16 protein-coding genes and 2 pseudogenes are annotated in these 22,629 nt (G+C 69.4%); 11 read left to right on the forward strand and 7 right to left on the reverse strand.

Translation table 11 applies throughout. The features are described from left to right. Positions 1 to 93: 93 nt before the first annotated feature. The 3 genes from HEP81_RS21815 to HEP81_RS21825 all read left to right on the forward strand — a co-directional run bounded on the left by HEP81_RS21815 (position 94) and on the right by HEP81_RS21825 (position 2,358). Entirely contained in the window at positions 94 to 849 is a 756-nt protein-coding gene (locus HEP81_RS21815; RefSeq protein ID WP_037657770.1) for a GOLPH3/VPS74 family protein, read from the forward strand. 270 nt (positions 850 to 1,119) lie between these two features. Further along, positions 1,120 to 1,977 carry a helix-turn-helix domain-containing protein gene (locus HEP81_RS21820; protein ID WP_190276023.1) on the forward strand — a complete coding sequence of 286 codons (858 nt, stop codon included), beginning with the start codon at positions 1,120 to 1,122 and terminating at the stop codon, positions 1,975 to 1,977. Between the two features lie 189 nt (positions 1,978 to 2,166). After that, a complete protein-coding gene (locus HEP81_RS21825; protein ID WP_037657766.1) occupies positions 2,167 to 2,358 on the forward strand; it encodes a DUF397 domain-containing protein in 192 nt (63 codons plus the stop codon). Positions 2,359 to 2,493: 135 nt separating this feature from the next. Here HEP81_RS21825 and HEP81_RS21830 read toward each other — a convergent pair whose 3' ends face one another. The 3 genes from HEP81_RS21830 to HEP81_RS21840 all read right to left on the reverse strand — a co-directional run bounded on the left by HEP81_RS21830 (position 2,494) and on the right by HEP81_RS21840 (position 4,948). Beyond that, complete coding sequence (locus HEP81_RS21830) at positions 2,494 to 3,357, reverse strand: MerR family transcriptional regulator (RefSeq protein WP_037657764.1); 864 nt, start codon at positions 3,355 to 3,357, stop codon at positions 2,494 to 2,496. A gap of 77 nt (positions 3,358 to 3,434) precedes the next feature. After that, on the reverse strand, positions 3,435 to 3,923 hold the full coding sequence (locus tag HEP81_RS21835) for a glutathione peroxidase (protein WP_037657763.1): 489 nt from the start codon (positions 3,921 to 3,923) through the stop codon (positions 3,435 to 3,437). Between the two features lie 44 nt (positions 3,924 to 3,967). After that, the gene (locus tag HEP81_RS21840; protein ID WP_037657762.1) at positions 3,968 to 4,948 is read right to left on the reverse strand and encodes an ArsR/SmtB family transcription factor; all 981 of its coding nucleotides are present in this window, start codon (positions 4,946 to 4,948) and stop codon (positions 3,968 to 3,970) included. A 90-nt stretch (positions 4,949 to 5,038) separates the two neighbouring features. Here HEP81_RS21840 and HEP81_RS21845 point away from each other — a divergent pair, with 90 nt between their 5' ends. Then, the gene (locus HEP81_RS21845; protein WP_037657760.1) at positions 5,039 to 6,253 is read left to right on the forward strand and encodes an MFS transporter; all 1,215 of its coding nucleotides are present in this window, start codon (positions 5,039 to 5,041) and stop codon (positions 6,251 to 6,253) included. Here HEP81_RS21845 and HEP81_RS41570 read toward each other — a convergent pair. Then, entirely contained in the window at positions 6,207 to 8,768 is a 2,562-nt protein-coding gene (locus HEP81_RS41570) for an amino acid permease (protein WP_063755248.1), read from the reverse strand. The two genes, HEP81_RS21845 and HEP81_RS41570, sit on opposite strands and share 47 nt — an antisense overlap. A 365-nt stretch (positions 8,769 to 9,133) precedes the next feature. Here HEP81_RS41570 and HEP81_RS21855 point away from each other — a divergent pair, with 365 nt between their 5' ends. From HEP81_RS21855 to HEP81_RS21880, 7 genes and pseudogenes are all read left to right on the forward strand, one after another. Next, complete coding sequence (locus tag HEP81_RS21855; protein WP_106979961.1) at positions 9,134 to 9,718, forward strand: hypothetical protein; 585 nt, start codon at positions 9,134 to 9,136, stop codon at positions 9,716 to 9,718. Between the two features lie 225 nt (positions 9,719 to 9,943). Continuing rightward, positions 9,944 to 12,592 carry a pullulanase X25 domain-containing protein gene (locus tag HEP81_RS21860; protein ID WP_051850291.1) on the forward strand — a complete coding sequence of 883 codons (2,649 nt, stop codon included), beginning with the start codon at positions 9,944 to 9,946 and terminating at the stop codon, positions 12,590 to 12,592. A 1,030-nt stretch (positions 12,593 to 13,622) separates the two neighbouring features. Then, entirely contained in the window at positions 13,623 to 14,195 is a 573-nt protein-coding gene (locus tag HEP81_RS21865; RefSeq protein WP_037657756.1) for a GNAT family N-acetyltransferase, read from the forward strand. Positions 14,196 to 14,347: 152 nt separating this feature from the next. Then, on the forward strand, positions 14,348 to 14,800 hold the full coding sequence (locus tag HEP81_RS21870) for an effector-associated constant component EACC1 (RefSeq protein WP_051850290.1): 453 nt from the start codon (positions 14,348 to 14,350) through the stop codon (positions 14,798 to 14,800). After that, a pseudogene (locus HEP81_RS41575) lies at positions 14,703 to 15,410 on the forward strand (caspase, EACC1-associated type); the annotation flags it as partial. The gene HEP81_RS21870 and the pseudogene HEP81_RS41575, both read left to right, overlap by 98 nt. Positions 15,411 to 15,632: 222 nt before the next feature. Beyond that, positions 15,633 to 16,556: pseudogene (cdgB, locus tag HEP81_RS41580) on the forward strand (diguanylate cyclase CdgB); the annotation flags it as partial. A 661-nt stretch (positions 16,557 to 17,217) separates the two neighbouring features. Beyond that, complete coding sequence (locus tag HEP81_RS21880; protein ID WP_037657752.1) at positions 17,218 to 18,972, forward strand: GmrSD restriction endonuclease domain-containing protein; 1,755 nt, start codon at positions 17,218 to 17,220, stop codon at positions 18,970 to 18,972. 261 nt (positions 18,973 to 19,233) lie between these two features. On the opposite strand, the gene HEP81_RS21885 is transcribed toward HEP81_RS21880, so the two are convergent. The 3 genes from HEP81_RS21885 to HEP81_RS21895 all read right to left on the reverse strand — a co-directional run bounded on the left by HEP81_RS21885 (position 19,234) and on the right by HEP81_RS21895 (position 22,382). Beyond that, on the reverse strand, positions 19,234 to 19,485 hold the full coding sequence (locus HEP81_RS21885) for a hypothetical protein (protein WP_078967461.1): 252 nt from the start codon (positions 19,483 to 19,485) through the stop codon (positions 19,234 to 19,236). Between the two features lie 308 nt (positions 19,486 to 19,793). Beyond that, positions 19,794 to 20,966, reverse strand: a complete 1,173-nt coding sequence (locus tag HEP81_RS21890; protein WP_037657750.1) for a serine hydrolase domain-containing protein — start codon at positions 20,964 to 20,966, stop codon at positions 19,794 to 19,796. A gap of 72 nt (positions 20,967 to 21,038) precedes the next feature. Further along, positions 21,039 to 22,382 (reverse strand): NsdA family TPR-like regulatory protein, encoded by a 1,344-nt coding sequence (locus tag HEP81_RS21895; protein WP_037657749.1) that lies wholly within the window; start codon positions 22,380 to 22,382, stop codon positions 21,039 to 21,041. Positions 22,383 to 22,629: the final 247 nt, after the last annotated feature.

Consider the following 22,629-nt stretch of genomic DNA (forward strand, 5'->3'; position numbering starts at 1 on the left):
TACCTACCGGTTCCCTCACGAACCGGTCACGCGCCCTCGACAGACCAATGTGAGAGGGGTCACCCTGTCATTCATCCACGCGGGGAGGCATGGATGGGCAGGAGCCGCAGAACACTTCCGGAGGAGCTTCTGCTGCTGGCACTGGACCCGGCCACGGGTACCACTGCACAGCCGCAGTCGCTCGACCTCGGTCTGGCCGGTGCACAGCTAGTGGAGCTGGCGCTGGCCGGACGGATAGCCCCAGACGGGGATCGTATCGCCGTGGTGGTGCCACGGCCGACAGGAGATCCAACTCTGGACTGCGCGTTGGAGTTGCTGCGAAGGCGCGGCGCTCCGGTGCGAGCCGTCCACTGGATCGGCGGGCCCCGGCTGGGGCTGCGCCAGACGTACCTTTCGCATCTGGAGCGGTGCGGCATGGTCGCCGCGGTGCCGGGCCAGATGTGCGGAGTGCTGCCGACGACGCGCTACCAGGCGACGGAGACAGCCATCAGCCGGGAGATCCGAGGCCGGCTGGACTCCGCGATCCGCACCGGCGTACCGCCGGACCCGCGGACCGCGGCGCTCGCCGCCCTGGCGCACGCCGTCGGGCTGGGCAAGCATCTGTATCCGGGCAACGAGGGCCGATCGTCCCGTTCCCGGCTGCGGGATCTGATCCGGCACGACCCGATGGGCGGGCTCGTCGCGCACGCCGTGATGGACGTGCAGAACGGCGCGGCCGCACCGCCGCGCCGCGCTCCGGTCGTCACGGGCCGGCCGCCCGGGCCGGGACCCCGGTCCGCGGCCGAACCCGCGCACGGGGTGCCGATGCAGCCGCGCCACGGGTCCATGGCCCGCGCCGTGGCCCACTGATCCACCGCGCCGCAACGACCGTCCCCACAGGCCCGGTTCGGGAGCCGCAGGGCGAGCGGGGTGGCGGGACCTCCGGGTCCCGTCACCCCGCTCGGCCGTATCCGGAACCGTGCCCGTCCCGGGCGGCCCGCGCGAACCGGCGCCCGAACAGACACGCATGCGTGCCGCATATCGAGCATTTCCCAGCGCCGGTGCGCGCCTTGGTGGCAATCTGCTCAGCAGCAGATACGGAAAGTGTCAGTACAGGCAGCAGCCGGAGGTGCGCGTCCCGTGGCGTCCAATGTCAATCCCACCGTTAGGCGGCGCCGGCTGGGCCAGGAGCTTCGAAAACTCCGCGAGCAGAAGAACATGACGGCCGAAGAGGTCGCCGAGCGTCTGCTCGTGTCCCAGTCGAAGATCAGCCGTCTGGAGAACGGCCGCCGCAGCATCAGCCAGCGCGATGTGCGCGATCTGTGCGGCGTCTACGAGGTCGAGGACCAGCGGGTCGTGGACTCGCTGATGGAGATGGCCCGGGACTCCAGACAGCAGGGCTGGTGGCACACCTTCGGGGACATCCCCTACAGCGTGTACATCGGTCTGGAGACCGACGCCGAGTCGCTGCGGGTCTACGAACCCCAGATCGTCACCGGTCTGCTCCAGACCCCGGCGTACGCCGAGGCACTGGTGCGCGGCGCGCTGCCGGAGACCTCGGCCGCGGAGATCGAGAAGCGCGTGGGCGTGCGCATGCGCCGCCAGGAGCGGATCACCACCGAGAACGACCCGCTGCGGCTCTGGATCGTCCTGGACGAGGCCGCGCTGCACCGAGTCGTCGGCGGCAAGCGCGTGATGCGCGAGCAGTTGGAGCACCCCCTGAAGCTGTCCGAGCTGCCCCATGTCACCGTGCAGGTGATGCCGTTCGAGGTGGGCGCGCATCCGGGGCTCAACGGCCAGTACGCGATCCTGGAGTTCGCCGACGCGGCCGACTCCAGCGTGGTCTACCTGGAGGGCGTCACCAGCGACCTGTACCTGGAGAAGGCCCAGGACGTGCAGAAGTACGCCGTGATGTACGAGCATCTGCGGGCCCAGTCCCTCAGCGTGGAGGCGTCCCGGCAGCTGATCGACGAGACGGCGCAGCGGTACACGGAATAGGGCCCGGCCGCGCAGGGCGCGTGATCCTACAGGGTGGGCGCGCTCCCGTGGAAGGTACGTTGGAATATGCCATCCGGTCGAGTGAACGCCCCCTCCGGCCAAGGCAGTTGCCCGGTAGCGTCGATCACGCCAATCGGACATCGGGTTGGCGTGAACCCGCACTATCGCAACTCGCACACAGGAGTGGACATGGCACTGATTCAGGGCGCTTCGGAGACGTGGCTGAAGTCCTCCTACTCCGCGGGCAACGGCGCCTGCGTGGAGGTCAAGTCGCCCGTCACCGCCGAACTGGCCGTCCGTGACTCCAAGGTCGCCGAGGGCCCGATCCTGGCCTTCCCCGCCGACGCGTGGAACGCCTTCGTGGCCTCGGTCAAGGCGTAAGGGGCTCGCGGGCCTCGTCCCTGATCGCCGTTCCGGCGATCACAACTGCACACGCACCACCCAAGAGCCCTCTCGACCAGACGCCGTCCTTGCCGAGAGGGCTCGGTCGTGCCCGGCCCCGCGGGCCGGGCCGACTCAGCGGGCGCGCACCGGGAACGCCACGTCGCACACCGGGTCCTCGGGCCCCGCCGCGGCCCAGTCGGCGAAGTAGATCTCCCGGCAGGGCCCGGCCGGCTCCAGCCCCTCCCGGCCCAGCCACTCCTCCACCGCCTCGAACGCGGCGAGGATCTGCGGATGCGCCACCTGCGCCTTGGTGATCCGGACGTACGCCAGCCGGGCCGCCGGCTCCACCCGCACCCCGGTCTCCCGGCCCCGCCCCTGCCGCCCGGCCCAGGCCCGCGCCGCCGCCTCGTCGGCCACCGGCACACAGGCCTGCGCGGGGCCGTCGCTCTCCATCGACACCTCGGCGTGATAGACGACGAACGGCGCCGCCACCACACCCCCGCACTCCTGGGCGGCCGCCTCGAGCCGGCCCAGCGCGGCGCCGATCCAGGCCGGCAGCTCGTCCGCCAGCGTGTGCCGCGACTCGGTGATCACCACCCGCGCCGGCACGTCCACCGTCTCGACCGCGAACTTCCCGTACATCTCGTCACTCCTCCCGGACAGCCGTCCACGGAGGTACTCGGCGAGGGTCCGCTGCCCGGCCACCCGGGCCTCCACGTCCGCCCAGTAGGCGCCCAGCAGCCGGGCCGCCTCGGTGCCCTCGGCCCCGGCCACCTCGGCGATCCGGGCCAGCGGCATGTCCAGCTGCCGCAGCAGGGCGACCAGCCGGGCGCGCTCCACCTGGGCGGCGCGGTAGTAGCGGTAGCCGCTCGCCCCGTCGACGTACGCCGGGGCGAGCAGGCCGAGGCGGTCGTACAGCCGCAGGGCCTTGGCGGACAGCCGGGCCCGCGCGGCGAACGCCCCGATGGTGAGCAGATCCTCGTGCACCGATGTCATCCTCCGTCGCCGGGCGGTTCCTCCCCGCCCGGCGACAGCGACGCTCCGCCCTGCCCCAGGGGCAAGGTCAAGCGTGGTCAGCCGAGCTGGGCCTCGATCGCCGCGACGACCTCCGCCGACTCCGGCTCGGCCTGCGGCGAGAACCGGGCGACGACGGTGCCGTCCCGGCCGATCAGGAACTTCTCGAAGTTCCAGCGGATGTCGCCGCTGTGGCCCGCCTCGTCCGCGAAGCCCACCAGGCGCTCATAGAGGGGGTGCCGGCCCTCGCCGTTCACCTCCACCTTCTCGGTCAGCGGGAAGGTCACGCCGTACGTCGCCGAGCAGAACTCGGCGATCTCCTCGGCGCTGCCCGGCTCCTGCCCGAGGAACTGGTTGCAGGGCACGCCCAGCACGGTGAAGCCGCGCTCGGCGTAGCGCTCCTGGAGCTTCTCCAGGCCCGCGTACTGCGGGGTCAGGCCGCACTTGGAGGCCACGTTCACGATGAGGACGGCCTTGCCCGCGTACTGCGGCAGGTTCGCGGCGCCGCCGGTGAGGGCGCCGATCTCGGTGTTCAGCACAGTGGTCATGGGCGCGATGGTATGCGGCCGAGGTGTCCTGCGGGCGGCGGCGGTCACCCCGGCTCGGCGGGCGCGGCCGCCGCCACCACCGTGTCCCCGGCCGCCGTCCTGCCGTACAGCACCGACCGCCCGGTCCTGCGCCCCACCACCAGCCCCGCCTCCCGCAGCACCTTCAGATGCCGCCCGACCGAACCGAGCCCCTGGCCCGTCACCGCCGTGAGCTGGCTGGTGGTCATGGGGGAGTCGAGGAGGACCAGGACGCCCGCGCGGGCCGGGCCGAGCAGGGTGGCGAGGGCGGCCGGGACCGCGCGGGCCCCGGCGTCGGCGAGGACGCCCGCGCAGGGGTAGACCAGGGCGTACCGCTCCCCGTCGTCCCAGGACACCCAGCCGTGCCGCTGCGGGGTGACCGGCACGAAGAGCATCTCGGCGCCGGAGATCTCACGCGGCGGGTACTCGTGCAGATTGACCTGGAGCCGGTTCCGGCCCAGCCACCGGGTGCGGCCGGGCCGCAGCGAGTCCAGCACGCTCACCCAGCCGCCCTGCCCGGCCCGCGCGGTCCGCGCGACCACATCCGCCTCCAGCACCCGCCGCTGCCGCCCCCAGTACGGCCGTACGGCCTCCCGCCACACCCATTCCAGGAGCGCGGCCGCCCGCTCGGGCAGGTCCTCCCGGTCCAGCACGGCGGGCAGCGGCCCGGCCAGGGCGGTGCGCAGATGCCCGCGGGCGAGGTCCGGCGCGACCGAGCGCACCCGGGCGACCTCCGCGGCGAACTCCTCCCCGTCGCGGGGCGTGGGGGTGAGGAAGTCGGCGATCCAGTCCCGCCCGAGGCCCGCCCGCACCAGCCGGTCCGTCACCGGATCGGCGGCCAACAGGGCCTGGTACGAGGGCAGATGGGCCCGCAGCCAGTCCCGCTCACCGGGATGCGCCGCCTCGCCCGCGTGCAGCAGCTTCAGCCGCGCGAACGTCTCCGCGAGCGGCGAGATCACGAACCGGCTGCGCGCGAGCGTGTCCGCGTTGACCTCCCACCAGCCCACCGCAACCCCCGAACCGATGTCCCCCGTACGACCTTTCGCGCTGCCGCGAAACAATAACGGCCCGGCCCGGCCCGGCCGAGACTCCCCGGTGTGACCAGCTACAGATCCCTGTTCCGCACCCCCGAGTTCACCCCGCTCTTCCTCGGCTCGGCCGCCCAGACGGCGGCCGGCACCGTCGGCGGCCTCGCCCTCGGCACCCTCGTCTACCGGGCCACCGGCTCCCCACTGCTGTCCGCGGTGAGCATGTTCGGCCCCTCCCTGGCCCAAGTCCTCGGCGCCACCGTTCTGTTGTCCGGCGCCGACCGGCTGCCACCCCGTACGGCCCTGACGGCGATCGCGCTCGTCTTCACGGCCGGCACCGCGCTCCAGGCGCTGCCCGGACTGCCGGTCGGCGCGGTCTTCGCCGTGCTGCTCGCGATGGGCCTGGTGGCCTCGCTCGGCGGCGGGGTCCGCTGGGGCCTGCTGAACGAGATCCTGGCCAAGGACGGCTATCTGCCCGGGCGTTCGGTGTTCAACATGATGAGCGGCCTGACCCAGATCGCCGGATTCGCCACCGGCGGCGCCCTGCTGGCCGCGCTGTCGCCCCGCGTCTGCCTGCTGCTGTCGGCGGCCCTGTACCTGACGGCCGGGCTCGCGCTGCGCCTCGGCCTGTCCGCCCGCCCGCCGCGCAGCGCGGGCCGCCCCTCCGCCTCGGCCACGTGGCGCGCCAACTCCACGCTGTGGTCGGACCGTTCGCGCCGTCTCACCTATCTGGGCCTGTGGCTCCCGAACGGCATGGTCGTCGGCTGCGAGTCCCTGTACGTGTCGTACGCCCCGCACGCGGCCGGCACCCTGTTCGCCTGCGGGGCGCTCGGGATGTTCGCCGGGGACGTCACGGTGGGCCGGCTGCTGCCGCCCGGGGTGCGCCGGCGGCTGGCGACACCGCTGCTGCTTCTGCTCGCCGTGCCCTATCTGGCGTTCGCCGCGCATCCGCCGCTGCCGCTCGCCGCGCTCTGTGTCACCCTCGCCTCCGTCGGCTTCGGTGCGAGCCTTGTGCAGCAGGAGCGGCTGATGGACCTCACCCCCGGCGAACTAGCGGGCCAGGCACTCGGGTTGCACTCCTCCGGCATGCTGACCATGCAGGGCGCGAGCGCGGCAGCCGCGGGCGCGGTGGCCCAACTGTCCACCCCGGCCGCGGGGATGGCGCTGATGGCGGCGGGCTCGGTCGCCGTGACCCTCGTACTGGCCGCGGCGGGCCGCCGTACCCCCCGCCCGCTGATCACCCCTGCGTCGGCGGCGGTGGAAGGGTCTGCTCGGTCCAGATGACCTTGCCGGTGGGGGTGTAGCGGGTGCCCCAGCGGTGGGTCATCTGGGCGATGATGAACAGCCCCCGGCCGCCCTCGTCGTCGCTCGCCGCGTGCCGCAGATTCGGGGTGGTGTGCCCGGTGTCGGAGACCTCGCAGGTCAGGGTGCGGTCCCGGATCAGACGCACCTGGATGGGGCCGCCGACATAGCGGATGGCGTTGGTGACGAGCTCGCTGACGATGACCTCGGTGGTGAAAGCCAGCTCGTCAAGACCCCAGTCGTCCAGCTGCTTGCTGACGCTGCTGCGCAGGGCGGCGACCGCGGCCGGATCGGCGGCCGGCTCCCACTGGGCGAGCCGGGTCCGGTCGAGCAGCCGGGTGCGGGCCAGCAGCAGCGTCGCGTCCTCGTCCACCGCGCCGGTCAGCATCGCGCTCACCGTCTGCTCGCACAGCTCGGTCAGGGACCCCCGAGGGCCGGTGAGGGAGTCGGCGAGCCGGCGCAGCCCCTCGTCCTGCTGATCGGCCGCCTGGAGCAGCCCGGCGGTGAACAGCGCGAGGACACTGCCGGGGGCGAGCCGCAGCTCGGTGTTCTGATACGGCAGACCGCCGACCCCCAGCGGCGGCCCCGGCGGCACGTCGAGACTCCGGGCGACGCCCGTGTCCCCGGCCACCAGCACCGGCGGCGGGCCGCCCGCGCGCGCCATGCTGCACCATCCGGAGACCGGGTCGTACACCGCGTACAGACAGGTCACCAACGCCTCGTCGGCGGGGGGCGGGGCATGGCCGGGCACCGGGGCGGTGCTGCTCGGGGCGGGCGCGCGCTCCTGGGCGGTCTGCTCGGCGAGGTCGTCGAGCCGGGTGAGGACCTCGTCCGGGGACAGGTCGAGGCGGGCGAGGACCCGCAGCCCGGTGCGCAGCCGGCCCATGGTCGCGGCGGCGGGCAGCCCGTGCCCGAGCACGTCCCCGACGACCAGGCCCACCCGGGCGCCGGACAGCCCGATCACGTCGTACCAGTCGCCGCCCACCCCGGACCCGTTGTCGGCGGGCAGATAGCGGCTCGCCGTCTCGCACGCGGTCTGCGGGGGCAGCCGGCCCGGCAGCAGGCTGCGCTGGAGCTTGAGCGCCGTGCTGTGCCCCCGGGTGACGACCGGCAGCAGCAGGAAGCCGATCGCGAGAGCGCCGAGCCCGAGGACGGTCACCCCGCCGACCCGCCCGACCACGGGGAGGTCGACGGTGCTCGCGCCGTACCCCGGTTCGGCGTAGACGACGAAGGCGGCGTACCCGAACAGCAGCACCATGAGCAGCCCGCCGAGCCCCGGCATCAGGCCCTTGCAGATCAGGTCGTGGGGGCTGCGGGTGAGGACCTTGCGGTGGTACCAGAGGCAGGCGAAGCCGGTCAGGCCGTACTGGAAGGCGATCGCGAGACCGACGGAGTCGACCGAGTCGGCGAGAACGTTGCGGCTGAAGGACGACAGCAGGACGAGCAGCGCGACGGAGGCCACGCCCATGCCGAGCGTGGCCCAGGTCGGGGTGAGGAACCTGCGGTGCACCCGGGCGAACCGGGCGGGCACCGCCTTGTGCACGGCCATCGAGAAGACGGTCCTGGCCAGCGGCAGGATGGTGGTCTGCGCGGAGGCCAGCGCCGAGGTCAGCACCATCAGGATCAGCAGCCGGGACAGGAACAGCCCGGTGCCGCCACCGCCGAAGACCGCTTCCCCGAGTCCCGAGAACACATCGTCGTGGTGATCGGCGTTGCCCAGCCCGATACCGGTGGTGCCGACGCCCGCGAAGGACTGCGCGGCGGTGGCGACCAGCCCGTACATGACCAGCAGCAGCACGGGGGACAGTACGGCGGCCCGGCCGGGGATCCGGGTGCTGTCGACGGTCTCCTCGTTGACGGACACCGCGGTGTCCCAGCCCCAGTAGATGAAGACGCCCGCGAGGACGCCCGAGGTCAGGGCCCGTACGGAGGACACCTCGAAGGGGTTGAACCAGGACGTGGAGACATGGATCGCGGTCGACGGCGGATCGGTGTAGACGCGGACCAGCGCGGCGACGGCGAACAGCAGCAGGACGGCGACCTCCAGACACAGCAGCCAGCGCTGTACGGCCGCGGAGACCGTGATGCCGACGTAGCAGATCGCGGTGAGCAGCCCGATCCAGACGACCCCGGCGACCGTGACCCACAGCCGGCTCTGGCTCAGCGAGTCGAGACCCACCAGCCGGAACCCGTAGGCACCGGCGACGGTGGCGAGGTTCGCCATGACGATGATGTTGGCGACGATCAGCCCCCAGCCGCCCATCCACCCGGTGCGCGGCCCGAACGCCCGGGTCGCCCAGGTGAAGGTCGTCCCGCAGTCCGCGTCGCTCGCGTTCAGCTCCCGGTAGGCGTACGCGATCAGCAGCATCGGCACGAACGCCAGCATGGTCACGATCGGCGCCTGGAGCCCCACCCCCGCCACGATGATCCCCAGCGTGGCGGCGAGGCTGTACGCCGGTCCGGTCGACGCCAGCGCCATGACGACCGAGGAGAACATCCCCAGCGTGTCCCCGCGAAGCCCCTTCCGCCCCACCCCGGAACCCGGAGCGGGCCGCCCCCCGGACACGCCGCTGCTCCCGAAAAGCCTCACATTCGATTCCAACGCGGGGGTGGCCGGCGTGCAAATACAGGGACGGCCGATGGGTGGCCCCCCTCTTCCCTCACTCCTCCTCTCCCTCCCGTCCCCCACCCCGCACGCCCCGGTCGCGTGCGCGTTCCCCGTGGGGCAGCATGAGGCCGTAACCGGGCGATCACGGATCAACCGGACATCGACGGGTCGGCCGGAAGGGAACGGATGCCATGGGTAGCGGCGTGTCGAGGGGCGGACGACGGCTGCGGGTCCGGCGTCTGCGGAGTGCGGGCGTGGCCGTCGCGGTACTGGCCACCGCGGGCACCCTGACCCTCACGGCCTGCGGCGGCGGCAACAACAACGGCGGCGGTACGACCGTCAGACCCAGCCCCACGCCCCCCGCCACGGAGTCCTTCACGGGCACCCCGCCCTCCCCCCTCTCCTCGGCCGCCTCCTCCGCCGTCGCCTCGGCCCGCGCCTCCGCCTCCGCCGCGGCCTCCTCCGCCTCCGCGCGGGCCGACGAGTTCGAGGCCTCGGTCTCGGCGGCGGCCGAACGGGCGAACCAGGAAGCCCACAAGCGGCTGGCGAGCGTCCAGGGCCGGGGCAACGCCGCCTCCGACGTCTCACTGAGCGGCATCCCCCGCGCCCAGGTGAACGACCTCCAGGCCGCCCACGTCAACATCCACAACTCCACGGACAAGACCGCCGACTTCGCCGTCCAGGTCGACTTCCGCGACCCGAACGGCAAGGTCGTGGAGACCCGTTACGTCGGCGCGCAGAACGTCCGCCCCGGACAGACGGTCCACCCCTACGCCATCAGCCACCAGCCGCCGCAGCCGGTCCTGAAGCCGGAGGTGGCGAAGGCGGAGCGGTACTGAATGGACCTTCCGCAAGTTCCGGAAAGAGTTTGCACGACACCTTGACGGGCGGTCGGCCCGGCGCGATCGTCGTCGCCCGGGGCAACCGTGTCACCGGTCAGGGCACGGCGCCTCCGGCAGGGCCATGTCCGCCCTGCCGTGTCCACCGTGCGCGAGGCACCGGTGCCGGGGCCGCACGCGGCCGGCCGCGCCGGCGCCGTGACCTGCCCTGGAGGCAGTCGTCCCATGAGCCGCAGACTCTCCCGGCGCATACCGTCCCCGTGCAGGCGAATACCCTCCTCATGCAGAGGCGCCAACTCCCTCCGTATCGCCGCCTCCCTCCGTACCGCCGCCCGCCGGGCGGCCACCCTCGCCGCCTCCATCGCCCTCCTGGGCGGCGGCAGTGTCGGCCTGTCCACCCCCGTCGTCGCCGCTCCCGCCGCTCCAGCCGCCGCGCCGACCTCGGTCGTCCTGGCGGGCACCTTCGACACCGAGCTGGGCTGCTCCGCCGACTGGCAACCCGACTGCGCCCAGGCGAAGATGACGCTCCGGGCCGACGGCCGCTGGAAGGCGTCGCTGAACCTGCCCGCGGGCAGCTACACCTACAAGGCAGCCGTCGACAACAGCTGGACCGAGAACTACGGCTCAGGCGGCGTCCCGGGCGGCGCGAACATCTCCCTGACCGTCCCCTCCGGCGGCGAGAAGGTCGGCTTCGTCTACGACCCCGACACCCATGTCGTCACCGACGACTCGGCGATGCCGGTCGTCACCGCGGCCGGCGACTACCAGTCCGGCCTCGGCTGCGCCGCGAACTGGTCCGCCACCTGTACGACGACCACCATGACGGACCCCGAGGGCACCGGCGTCTACACCTACACCACCACCGCCATCCCGGCCGGCGCCTGGAACACCAAGGTCATCCTCGGCCACTCCTGGGACACCAACTACGGCGCGGCGGGCGCCGCAGGCGGTGCGAACATCCCCTTCACGGTGCCGGCCGACGGGGCCCGTACGACGTTCTCCTTCAACTCCGCGACCCACCTGATGACCGTGGTGAGCAACCAGGGGGCCACCGCCCCGCTCGACACCCTGGGCGCGCTGTACACCTCGGCCGCCACCACGTTCCGCATCTGGTCGCCGGAAAGCTCGAACGTCTCCGTGACCGTCGGCGGCGCGAGCCACGCCATGACGGCGACCACCCTCAGCGGCTACACGAACGTCTACCAGGCCGTCGTACCGGGGGACTTGAAGGACCAGCCGTACCAGTTCTCCGTGGGCGGCGTCGCCGTACCCGACCCGTACGCGCAGATGGTCAAGCCCGGCACCACGCAGGGCGTCGTCGTGGACACCGCCGCCGTGACCCCCTCCGCCGGCGGCTGGGGGTCCCGCCCGGCCCTGGTCAACCGCGAGGACGCGGTCGTCTACGAGCTGAGCGCCCACGACTTCACCGTCGACCCCAGCTCCGGCGTCGACGCGGCCAAGCGCGGCAAGTTCCTCGGCCTGGTGCAGACGGGGACGACGTACGGCGGGGTGCGGACCGGCATCGACCACCTCAAGCAACTCGGAGTGACCGCCGTCCAGTTGATGCCATCGTTCGACTTCGGCAGCACGGTCCCGAACTGGGGCTACGACCCGGTGGACTACAACACCCCGGAGGAGCAGTACTCGCAGTTCACCGCCCCCGAGGACCGGATCCGCGAATACAAGGACATGGTCGACCAGTTCCACCGGAACGGGATCCGCGTGATCATGGACGTGGTCTACAACCACACGTACACGAAGAGCGTGTTCGGGAACATCACCGGCAAGTACTACACCGGGACCGATCTGTCCGGCACCGGCAACTCGATCGACGACGGCGACCCGATGGTCAGCCGGATGATCCAGGACTCACTGGAACACTGGGTCCGCGACTACGGCGTCGACGGTTTCCGCTTCGACCTCGCGGGCGTCCACTACTACAAGGACGCCTACAACTGGGCGAATTACCTGGAGACCACCTACCCCGACCGCGACCTGATGTTCTACGGCGAGCCCTGGAACGGCGGCGCCGGCGACCCGAACGAGGCGCAGAAGGTCCGCTACGGCACCCTGCCCGCACTCGCCCCCGTTCACTTCGGTGCCTTCAACGGCGTCTACCGGGACGCCATCCGGGGCGGCACCAACGACAACGTCATGGGATTCATGGGCGGTTCGGGCAATCCGTCGGCCATCGCCTTCGGCCTGACCGGCTCACCCACCGACGCCGACAGCACCGCGACCCTCTCCGACCTGTGGACACCGGCCTTCGCCGACCGCCCGGACCAGACGATGAACTACGTCTCGATCCACGACAACCTCAACCTCTACGACAAGATCACCTACTCCGGCGCGACCGGCGGCGCCACCGGCACGGCCGGCCGCATCGACCGCCTCGCCGTCGGCACCGTCCTGACCTCCCAGGGCGTCCCCGTCATCGCCGAGGGCGACGAGTTCCTGCGCTCCAAGGTGGTGAACGGCGACTACGACACCGCCAAGAACTCCTACAACGCCCCCGACAGCGTCAACGCGATCCACTGGGGCGACAAGATCACCAACGCGAGCGCCTTCACCTACTACCGCGACGCCATCGCCCTGCGCAGAGCCACCGCCGCCCTGCGGCTGACGACCTGGTCCGCGATCCACAACCAGCTGACCACCCAGGTCGACGGCTCCACGGTGATCGCCCGGATCAGCTCCGACCCCGGCGCCCCGACCACCCCCGACACGATCGTCGTCGCCAACCCGACGACCACGGCCTACACCGCCACCCTTCCCTCCGGCACCTGGACCAAGGCCCTGAACTCCTCCGGCGCGACCTCCGCCACGGACACGTCCTGCGACCCTCAGTCGGTGACCGTCTTCACCCGGACCTGACCACCTCACCGGAGTGCCACGAACTATCGGGCGTCCTGTTTAGGTTCGCGGTTCGCCCTGGCCCTGTCCCTGGCACTACCGGGCCTGCTCGCCGGCCTCACCACCCTCACCGCCGCGTCCGCCGACACGGCACACAGGGCGGCGGTGACCGGGGGCGCCAAGTCCGGTGGTGGCGACGGCGATTACGGCGGCGGCCGGGCCGGCGGCGCGACCGGTCCGTCGGGTCCGAGGGTCCGGCCGGGTCCGGAAGGTCCCTCGGGTCCGACGGGTCTAACGGGTCCGGCGGGTCCGGCACGGGGAGCGCCCCGCCCGTTTCCGTCACCCGCAGTCGACGTCCGTCAATCCCCCGTGTACGACGGGATCGGTACTCGTACCTCTGACCTGCAAAAGCCCCCCGCCCGGCCCCCAGTCCAACGTGTACGTCCCGCCGGCGACGGGCCGATAACCGTCATCGACCGTCCAGGACCCCGCCGCACCCAGCGCCAGCCCCGTACGCCCCACGGCGTACGCCTCGCCGTTCCCGATCACAAGGAACGACGTCTCCCGCACCACAGCCGTACACCCTCCCGGCCCCACGGGTCGCAGCACGACGTACCTCGCATCCGAGACCAGATCGTCCACCGCCCCCCACACCGTGCCGAACACGGCGACGCCGATCAGCACCCGACTTCCGACCCGCACCCACCTGCTCCGCGCGGCGCCCCCCACCCGGTGAAGCCCCCACCGAAGAACAACCGCCAGCCCGAGCAGAACCGCACTGACCCCCCACCCGGGAACCACCTGCCCCCGCACCACCAGCAACGTGCTGCTCCAACTCGCCACCGTGGCAAGGCAGATCCCCCCAGCACCCACCGCCGTGCGGACGGCCGGCGCCCCTCTCTCCCTGCGCATCGCGCGCGGTTCGTCCATGGCGGGTACGACTCCCCTCAGGCGCCGACGGTTGCGGTCGGGGCCCGTCCTCGCACCCCGCCGGAAGCCCTCCCGAGGGCAGAGCCATCGAAACGCCCGCGCACCCGGCAGGATCAGCGTCATGGATTACCGACATGCCGTCGCGACCGATGCCCCCGCCATGGCGGAACTCTTCGCGGCCAACCACTACGACGCCCTCACGGAACGGGAACGCGCGGAACAGGGCTTCGTACAGGGCGCTTTCGACACGGAGGCACTGCGCTCGATGGCTGAGCACGGAACCTTGCTCGTCGCCGACGACGACGGCCACCTGGCCGGCCTCCTGGGCCTCGCCACCCCGGAGAACCTCACCAGCCCACCTCCCCCGATCCGGGCACTTCTGGCCGCCCAGGACTCCCTGCACTGGCAGGGCCACCCCCTCCGCTCCACCCCCTTCCTCCTCTACGGCCCCGTGGTGGTCGCCGCCGCCTACCGCGGCAGGGGAGTGGCCCGAGGCCTGTTCACCGCAGCCCTCCGGTCCGCCGCGGGCCGGGCCGACCTGCTGATCGCCTTCATCGAACTCTCCAACCAGACCTCCTGGCGAGTCCACGTGGACGGCTTCGGCATGACCCCCCTGGGCGACTTCACCATCGGCTCCCGCACCTACGGCGTCGTCGGCGTATCCACCCACCCGGAGGGCAGTCCCGGCACCTGACCCGATCGCGCATCCACAGGACGGGCGGAGCCGAAGTCCCTCTTTCCCGCGCTTCCCGGACTCCTTGATCACCGGAATGTCATGCTCCGCGTCATGAGCCCTAGACTGCCCCACCCGCTGTCGTGGGCGGGCCGGAAACGAAGGGACCGCGGGTGAGGCTGGGCCTCGGTTTGAAGGACGACGACACGGCGGAGAGCGAGCTGCGGTCGCTGCACGCCTGGCTGCTCGCGGAGCCCCTGGCGCGCCGCCACGCACGTCCCGTACTCGACACGGCACGGTCGCCCGGAGCGGGGGCCCAGGGCGATGTGATCGATCTGATCTCGCTGGTGGTGGGCAGTGGCTTCAGCGCCGCCTCGCTCGCCCTGTCCTTGGTCTCCTGGCGCGCGACACGGACAGGGCAGCCGGTCATCACCGTGGAACGCCCTGATGGCGCCCGGATCACCATCTCCGACTTCTCGCCGGAGGAGACGCGGTGCCTGCTGGAGTCTCTGACTGACGTCGGGAGCGATGACGGAGACGCCCGGACCGGCAGTCAGGACGGCCGGACCGAAGAACAAGACGACCGCACCGAAGAGCAAAGGGACGGACGTGGCGATTCCGCCTGACCCCGCGACCTCGCGCGCGGTACTCATAGGAGTCGGCGCGTTCGACATGTTGCCCGGTCTGCCCGCTGTCGAGAAGGGAGTGAGGACGCTCGCGGATCTCTTTGCCCAGCCGGGGATCTGGGGACTTACTCCAGAGAACTGCCATGTGGTTCTCGACCCACGGACACCGCGTCAGCTCTCCAAGGCCGTGGCGGACGCGGCGGAAGCCGCCAAGGACACCCTGCTGGTGTACTACGCGGGGCACGGGCTGATCGAATCAAGGACGGGCCAACTGCACTTGGCCGTCGGGGACAGCGACCGGATGTCCGTGCATGACACGGCCGTCCCCTACGAATGGATCCGCCGGTCGATCGAGCACAGCACCGCCGCCCGACGGATCCTCATCGCGGACTGCTGCTACAGCGCGCGTACCTTCGGTATCCAGTCCGCCGGAGCCGAACTGGAGGTCGAGGGCACCTTCCTGCTCGCCGCGGCCGCCGAGAACGCGGTCGCCCTGTCCCCGCCCGGCGAGCCGTTCACCGCGTTCACGGGCGAACTGATCAGACTGATCAAGGACGGTGTCCTGGAAGGCGGCGAATTCCTCGATCTGGACACCATCTACCAGCGATTACGGGTCGAACTCGGCCTGAAGGCCCTACCCGAGCCGCACCGGCTCTGCCGCGACAGCCTGGGCAAGGCACCGTTCCTTCGCAACACGGCTTTCCGCGCTGTGGACGCGAATCCGCAGCGAGGCTGGGACAACTGGACCGCGACGCAGACGTCCGACGGGTATGACGCGGAATCGACCACCACCGAGACGGAACCGTATGTCCGACTCGCCAGCCTCCGGAGCCTGCTCGACCAGCTCATCACCCAGGTGTCGCCCGCGCAGAGCCTCGCCGACACCCTTCAGTCCGTTGCCGACGGCGTCGTCGCAGGACTCGGCTACGAACTCGCCGCCGTCAATCTGGTGCGTCCGGACGGTGACCTGGTCGTCGCCGCCACCTCAGGCAGTCCTGCCACCGGTGCCCTGATCACCGGCCGAGTGGGCTCGCGTGCCTCCTGGGAACGACGCCTCACCATGGGGGAGGGGTGGGGCTCGCTCCGCTTCATTCCGTACACCGAAGGCTGGGTTCTCGACAACGACGACGTACCGCAGTTGTTCACCGATGGGCCCTTACCCCAGTTTGACGACGCATGGCACCCCGCCGACCGGCTGTTCGCACCGATGTATCTGCCGCGGGAGCGTGAGGGGGAACTCCTCGGCGTCATCTCGGTCGACCGGCCGCGCAACGGACGGCACCCCGGGGCGTGGGGCCAAGAGGCGCTTCAGGTCTACGCCGCCCACGCGGCAGTCGCGATAAGCAACGCCCAGCTGCGCGGGAACATGCAGCGGGCCCTCGTACGCCTGGAGCGGGAGCAGCAGGCGCTGCGGGCCAGCGAGGAGTCGTTCCGGCAGGCGTTCGAGTACGCGCCCAGCGGTATGGCCATCTCCGAGATGGGGGGCGAGCAGCACGGTCGCTTCCTGCGGACCAACGACGCGCTGTGCCGACTGCTCGGCCGGCCGGCGTCCACGATGCGCCGGTACTCCTTCTCCGATCTCGTGCATCCCGAGGACATCGGAACCCTGCTACGCGCCTCGGCCGAAGGAGGCCGCGCCGAGCTGCGCCTCGGGCGCCGTGACGGCTCGTTCGTCTGGGTCTCCATGCGCAACTCCGTCGTCGCAGACACAGCGGACGGTCCCCGCTACCTCCTGACACACGTCGAGGACATCGAGGGCCATAGGCCCCCGGGCACCCTTGAGACTGCCCCATAAACAGACCACTTGCCACACAGGCGCCTCGACCACGCCTGCACCGACCCCAGAACCAGACGCCAAAGGCCCCGGACCAAGATCGGTCCGGGGCCTCCGCACTGGTGCCCCCGGCAGGATTCGAACCTGCGACACCCGCTTTAGGAGAGAGGCTGGGGCGTAGGGCCGGCGACCAGCGGCTTCGATGCCTGGCGAGATGTCCCGCAACTCGACTGCCAGACACCCTCGTTGACCGTGGCTGACCGCTGCATCTGGCACGGCAGTGGCACGAACCTCAGCCGACGACAGCCAGCCAAGACGGCGGGTGCGCCGACCGACTGCGCACGCGTATGCCTCGCTGCACCCCCACCGGCCTCAGCCACGCTAATGGCTTGCGCCGTCGACCAGAGCAACCCACGACGGCCGACCGGTGACTACGGTGCGGGGAGCCCTCTGCCGGGGTGAGCGGAGACGTAGCGGTTGGGGGCAACGTAGCGACGCGAGCAGGTGTGACCTGCCAGCCCACTCCTTGCACAAACTCAGACACAGTACGCCCGGACGTGCCAAGCTGTGTGTACTGCACACCGCACACGCGAGGGAGCGGACCTTGTCGTCTGAAGTCCACGTTTCCATTACCCCCCGAGGCATGAGCGTTCAGGAAGCGTATCGGCTTTTCAGGGACGACTCACTCCTGGTGAATCGACGGTACCAGCGAAAGCTCGTATGGTCTGTAGCCGAAAAGCAGCTCCTAATTGACAGCATCCTGGACGGCTACCCCATCCCCCTGATCCTTCTTGCTGAAAGACCGGAGATTCACGGGAGCGGAAAGTACGAGATCATCGATGGCATGCAGCGCCTAGATGCCATCTTTGCCTTCATCGAGCAGAAGTTCGAGTATAACGGCATGCACTTTGACCTAGGGCAAAGCGCTCGGGCGCGTCAGGCTGCTGAGGCGAATTCCTTCAAGCCGGTCGAAACGGAGAACCTGCTGCCTGCTGCCAAGTGTGCGAATCTACTTGATTACCAACTAGCCGTCACGATCTTTCCGACCCAGACTGAAGGGCAGATTACAGACGTATTCAGTCGGATTAACTCGAATGGTCGCCAGTTGAGCGCTCAGGAAAAACGGCAGGCCGGAATGCTCAACTCCTTTTCGGAATTGGTGCGGACTGTCGCAAGCTCCCTGCGAGGGGATGTTTCCGATGATGTTCTACTTCTCCATGACATGCCCAGTATCTCCATTGAGTCATCTCGCGAAAAACAGCAGTACGGAGTTCGTGCAGAAGACACGGTATGGATCCGGCACGGCATTCTCAATGTAAAGCAACTGCGGGAAGGTGACGACGAACAGATGGTGGCAGATGTTGCGGCCTCCATTTTGCTTGGTAGCCCTTTCCCTGCCAGTAAAGAAGAATTCGACGAGATCTATGATTCGCAAAGCGAAAAACATAAGCGTATCGAGCGAACTCTTGCGGCCCACGGTATTCGGCGGCTGCAAGAGGAGATCCAGTCCACATTCTCCGTACTGACGGAGGTGATCGACTCTCAGCTCCCCGGTCCGAATGGTCTCAGGAATCTGGTTCGCCCTGGGAGTGGAAACCCCATCCGGACACCTTTCTATGCCATTTTTATGGCTTTCTTTGAACTCATTGTTCGCCAGCAGAAGTCGCCCGCCGACAATGCGGCCATTGTTGCTGCACTCAGGAATGTTGGGCCTCGCCTTAAGAGTGCGCGACACTACACTTCAGCCGAGGAGCGCACTTCTAATATTGATACAATCACGGGGCTTATTCAGAGGCATTTTGTGAACAAGGTGCCCCCTGTTTTCGGGCATGGGCCAGGGTTGGCTCTGGACTTCGAGAACTCGTTGCGTCGATCCAGGATTGAAACCAGCCGGTACGAGTTTAAGCAGGGGGTTCTCAGGCTAGATAACCGCAGAAAGTGGGATGACGCACTTTTCCAGCGACTGGCCGAAACTATTTGCGGAATTGCTAATGTGCAGCGAGGTCACGAGGGTTACCTGTTTGTTGGGGTAGCCGACAAGGAACCCGATGTGCAGAGAATCGAAACGCTTGATTCTGTGACATCGATGAAAGTCGGACAGCACCACGTCGTGGGCGTAGACAGGGAAGCGAAGATTCTTAAAATCTCACTGGATGCTTATGTGCAACGCTTCGTGGCGAAACTTGCCCAACAATCGATCAGTGAACCTTTGGCGACCCAAATCATGAGTGGCGTGGACACGATCGAGTATAAAGGCCTCTCCGTCATTAGAGTCCTGATCCCCGGTCAGAATGATCTTTCCTATTGCGGAGATCGGGTATTCGTTAGGCAGGGATCTTCCACGGAAGAAATCACCGACTTTAGAAAAGTGGCAGCTCTAGTGAAGGGGTTCAGCTGACGATCGGGCAACCCACAAGCAGGCCGCTGTAGCGATTTGTGATGGCGTCCCTTTGTCGCGAGTGATCATGGCCCCGTAAGGCGGACCGCTTCAGCCACGACGTACCCTTCTCCGGCGTCAGGCCGCCAGATGGCCTGAGCGCGGCACGGGCGCCGGCCGGGCTGGAGCGGGGCGGAGACAGGAGCGCAGGCCCCGGCCGGGGGCCGGGCCGCGCGCGGGGAGCGGAGCGAGCCGCCTTGAACCAGTGAAGAAAGTTGTAACTCACGGGCTTGGGCTGGAGGTTCCCTCAAATCCCGAGCGCCGGGCTTTTCCGCCCTGGCGGCACTGGGTGGCAGCTCGTAGCAGTGACTTGGCCACTCGTTCGGCGTCGTCGAGGTGGAGGTAGATCTCCTGAGTCCAGAGCAGGGACAGTCGCACGGTGCCGTTCAGCAGGTTCGTTGCCACGTCCACTTCGACGCCGTTGCCTGTGGCGTCTGTGACGTTCAGGTCCAGGTCGCCGCTGTAGGCGTTCATGTGTGGAGCATGCCTGAGGCCGGGCCTCAGACGCGGTCGGGCCCTGATCGTCGAATGATAGGAGACTGCGGTGGGCCTGAAGTCGTAGCCGCAAGGGAGGAGTTCGGCATCTTGTCGGTGTATGAGTGGCAGGTAGAGCACCGGGCGGAGCGCCCAAGTGGTCCGTGTAGCGCCATGGTTCACTGACCCCGAGCACGGCTCGGCACGCAGGAGAGCTCGTCGGCCTGGCCCGGCGTTTGGAGTTGTCCGTGGATAGGCAGGTGCCGATCCGGTCAAGCGGGGCCATCGAACGATGTGCTCACGCCTGGCTACGACAGTGATCTCCGGACGGCGTCGACCAGTGCAGCCGCACGCACATCGTCGTCGCCAGCGATGATCTTGTTCATCGCGTATCCGAAGGCAACACCATGCTCCGGATCAGCGAAGGCGAGCGACCCGCCTCGACCAGTGTGGCCGAAAGAGCGCGGCCCGATCATCGGGTTGCTCTCCGTGGCCAGCATGTACCCGGCGCTGAAGCGGCTCGGGATGAGCATGACCTGGTCCTTGCCGCTGGCCTGCTCCTCGGTCGCAGATGCCAGGGTGGCGGGGGCGAGCAGGCGCACGCCGTCCACCTCTCCGATCAGCGCGGCGTACATACGCGCAAGGGCGCGTGCGGTGCCGATGCCGTTGGAGGCCGGGAGCTCGGCAGCCTGTACTTCCGGTGAGTCGAAGTCGATCTCGGCTGGGTCGGTGACCGCGTAGGCCCGGTTGCTGAATGAGTTCGGGTCCCGCCAGGAGGCGACCTGTTCGCGGAGTTCCTCAGGGACCGACTCGGTGGGCAGGGTGGTGAGGTCGACGTCCGGTCGCTGGTACACCAGGCGGCTGACTCGGCCGCGTTCGTCGGGGGGCAAGCCGATGAAGAAGTCCAGGCCGAGTGGCACAGCGATCTCGTCGGCGAAGAGGCGGCCCGGCGAGCGGCCGGACACTCGGCGGATCACTTCGCCGACCAGCCAACCCCAGGTCCGGCCGTGATATCCGTGCGCTGTGCCCGGAGCCCAGAGGGGACGTTGAGCGGCCAGCGCTGTCACCATCGGATGCCACGCCAGCGCATCCTTCAACGGCACCGGCCGATCCAGCGCGACCAGGCCGGCCTGGTGGGCCAGGAGCCAGCGCACCGGGATGTCCGCCTTGCCGTTCGCGGCGAACTCCGGCCAGTACTTCGCGACAGGCGCGTCCAGGTCGAGCTCTCCGCGCTCGGCCAGCATGTGTACCGCGGTCGCGGTCGCGCCTTTGGTGGCTGAGTAGACCAGTTGCAGCGTGTCCCGCGTCCAGGGACGACCGGTGTCGGCGTCGGCCACGCCACCCCACAGGTCCACGACCGGTCGGCCGTTCCGGTACACGCACACCGCCGCACCGAGGTCTCCGTGCCGGGTGAAGTTGTCCATGAACGCCGCGCGCACCGACTCGAACCCGGATGCCACCTGACCGTAGATCGTCGTCATGTCGGACATCCTGGCAGTCGTGCGGCCCTCTTCACCGAGACGGGCTCGTCCCCAGTGCTCAGGCGGTCGACATCAAACGGCGACGGTCAGTTCCTGTAGACGTTCACGGAAATCGAGGACGGAGGGAACGGACCTGTGCGGCTCAAGCCGTGTGGAGAACTCCTTGAGGCGGTTCAGGGCCCGGATGGAGCTGACGTTGTCCTCCAAGAGTTCGGCGCCGTAGTTCGCGGCGTCCAACGCACCCTCCAGGTCGCCGCCGGCGAGCCGTGCCTCAGCGAGACGGCTTGACCGTACCGCCTTGTCCCGGGGGGCAGCTCTCGTCACGGAGGCCTCCAGGGAACTGGTTGCGCGTTCCACCTGACCCGAGCGCAACAGGACCTTTCCCTCGGTCGACCGCAGTTGTGCCTCGCCGAACCAGTCGAGCCAGTCAGGGTTGTCGTCCGTCATCTGGTGTTCCCACAGGAGGGTGGCACGGTTGAGGGCCGTGCCGGCCTCACGGTGGTCGCCGTCGCGTGAGAGGGCCTCTGCCTTGTGCAAGTAGAGGAACGACTGCGTGCGGGGCGAAAGAGAGCGTGGCGCGTTGTCGATGGCGGTCGAGATGAGGTCGACACGCTCAGCGGTACGCCCCGCTTCGGAGACGTGCACGCCCATTTCCGCGAGGACGAAGGCGCCGAAGGCGTCGTCGCCGGTGGTGCGGGCGCTGCGCAGGGCGCCGATGTAATAGCGCTGGCCTGCGGATCGTAGTCCGGCGTCGTAGGCCATCCATCCGGTCAGGTGCGACACGCGGGCCGCCAGCGCGTACAGCCGGAGCCTGACACTGTCCGTGTAACGGCCACCGCCGAGGAGGCCGGTGACCAGAGCCAGGTCGCCTCGTGCCTGTTCCAGCAGTCGAGCGCCTCCCAGTTGGTCGTCGAGCGTGCGGAGGGTGCTGATGCGCTGCTCGATCGTCGAGACCATCGTGTCCGTGACCCGGTCACCGTTGAGCGCCGAGGCCATGGCGGAGGGCGCGTCCACCCAGCACGCCGCGAGACCGGTCAGGGCGGCTCCCGTGATGGTGAGGAAGCCTCTGCGATCCATCCGCCCACTCCCCACCAGATCGGATAATGCCTCGACCGTACCGGCCTCTGTCCACGGAGCGGTGAGGCCGGTCACCTCCCAGACGGGGAGCCAGCGTGGCCACCCCTCCGCACGCGCCTGCTCGTACGGGACGCCCAGCAGGTCGGCGAGGACGCGTTGGGCGTCCGCGTCCGGTTCTTGGCCCTGTGCCCACTTCCAGACAGTCGTCCGGTTGGTCGCGAGCGGGATCCCGAGTTTCCTCCCGTGTTCCTGCATGAGCCGGGCGAATTGGGCCTTGCCCCATCCATGTGTCTGGAGGAGGAAGGCCAGCGGGTGGACTGCTAACGGCTCGATAGGCACTTCATCGCTCCTGTCGTCCCCTCAAGGCGTGGTGGGAAGGCTACTTCCCGTGTCCGAGCGTTGAGGGAGAGCGTCGCCAGGAGAAACCCCATGGAAACGTTCCGGTGGGCGGGGCGGCGCCGTTGACTGAGTATCAGCCGCCGACGAGCGAACTCAATTGGAGTGCTCGCGGATCGGTTCCTCAGATCGGCAGCTCCATTCCCGCGCCCCCGGCGGTGATGGAGCCGCTCTCCAGCTCTTCGGAGGC

Origin of the sequence: Streptomyces griseofuscus (assembly GCF_014673495.1) — a bacterium.
In the GTDB taxonomy this organism is placed as follows: domain Bacteria; phylum Actinomycetota; class Actinomycetes; order Streptomycetales; family Streptomycetaceae; genus Streptomyces; species Streptomyces murinus.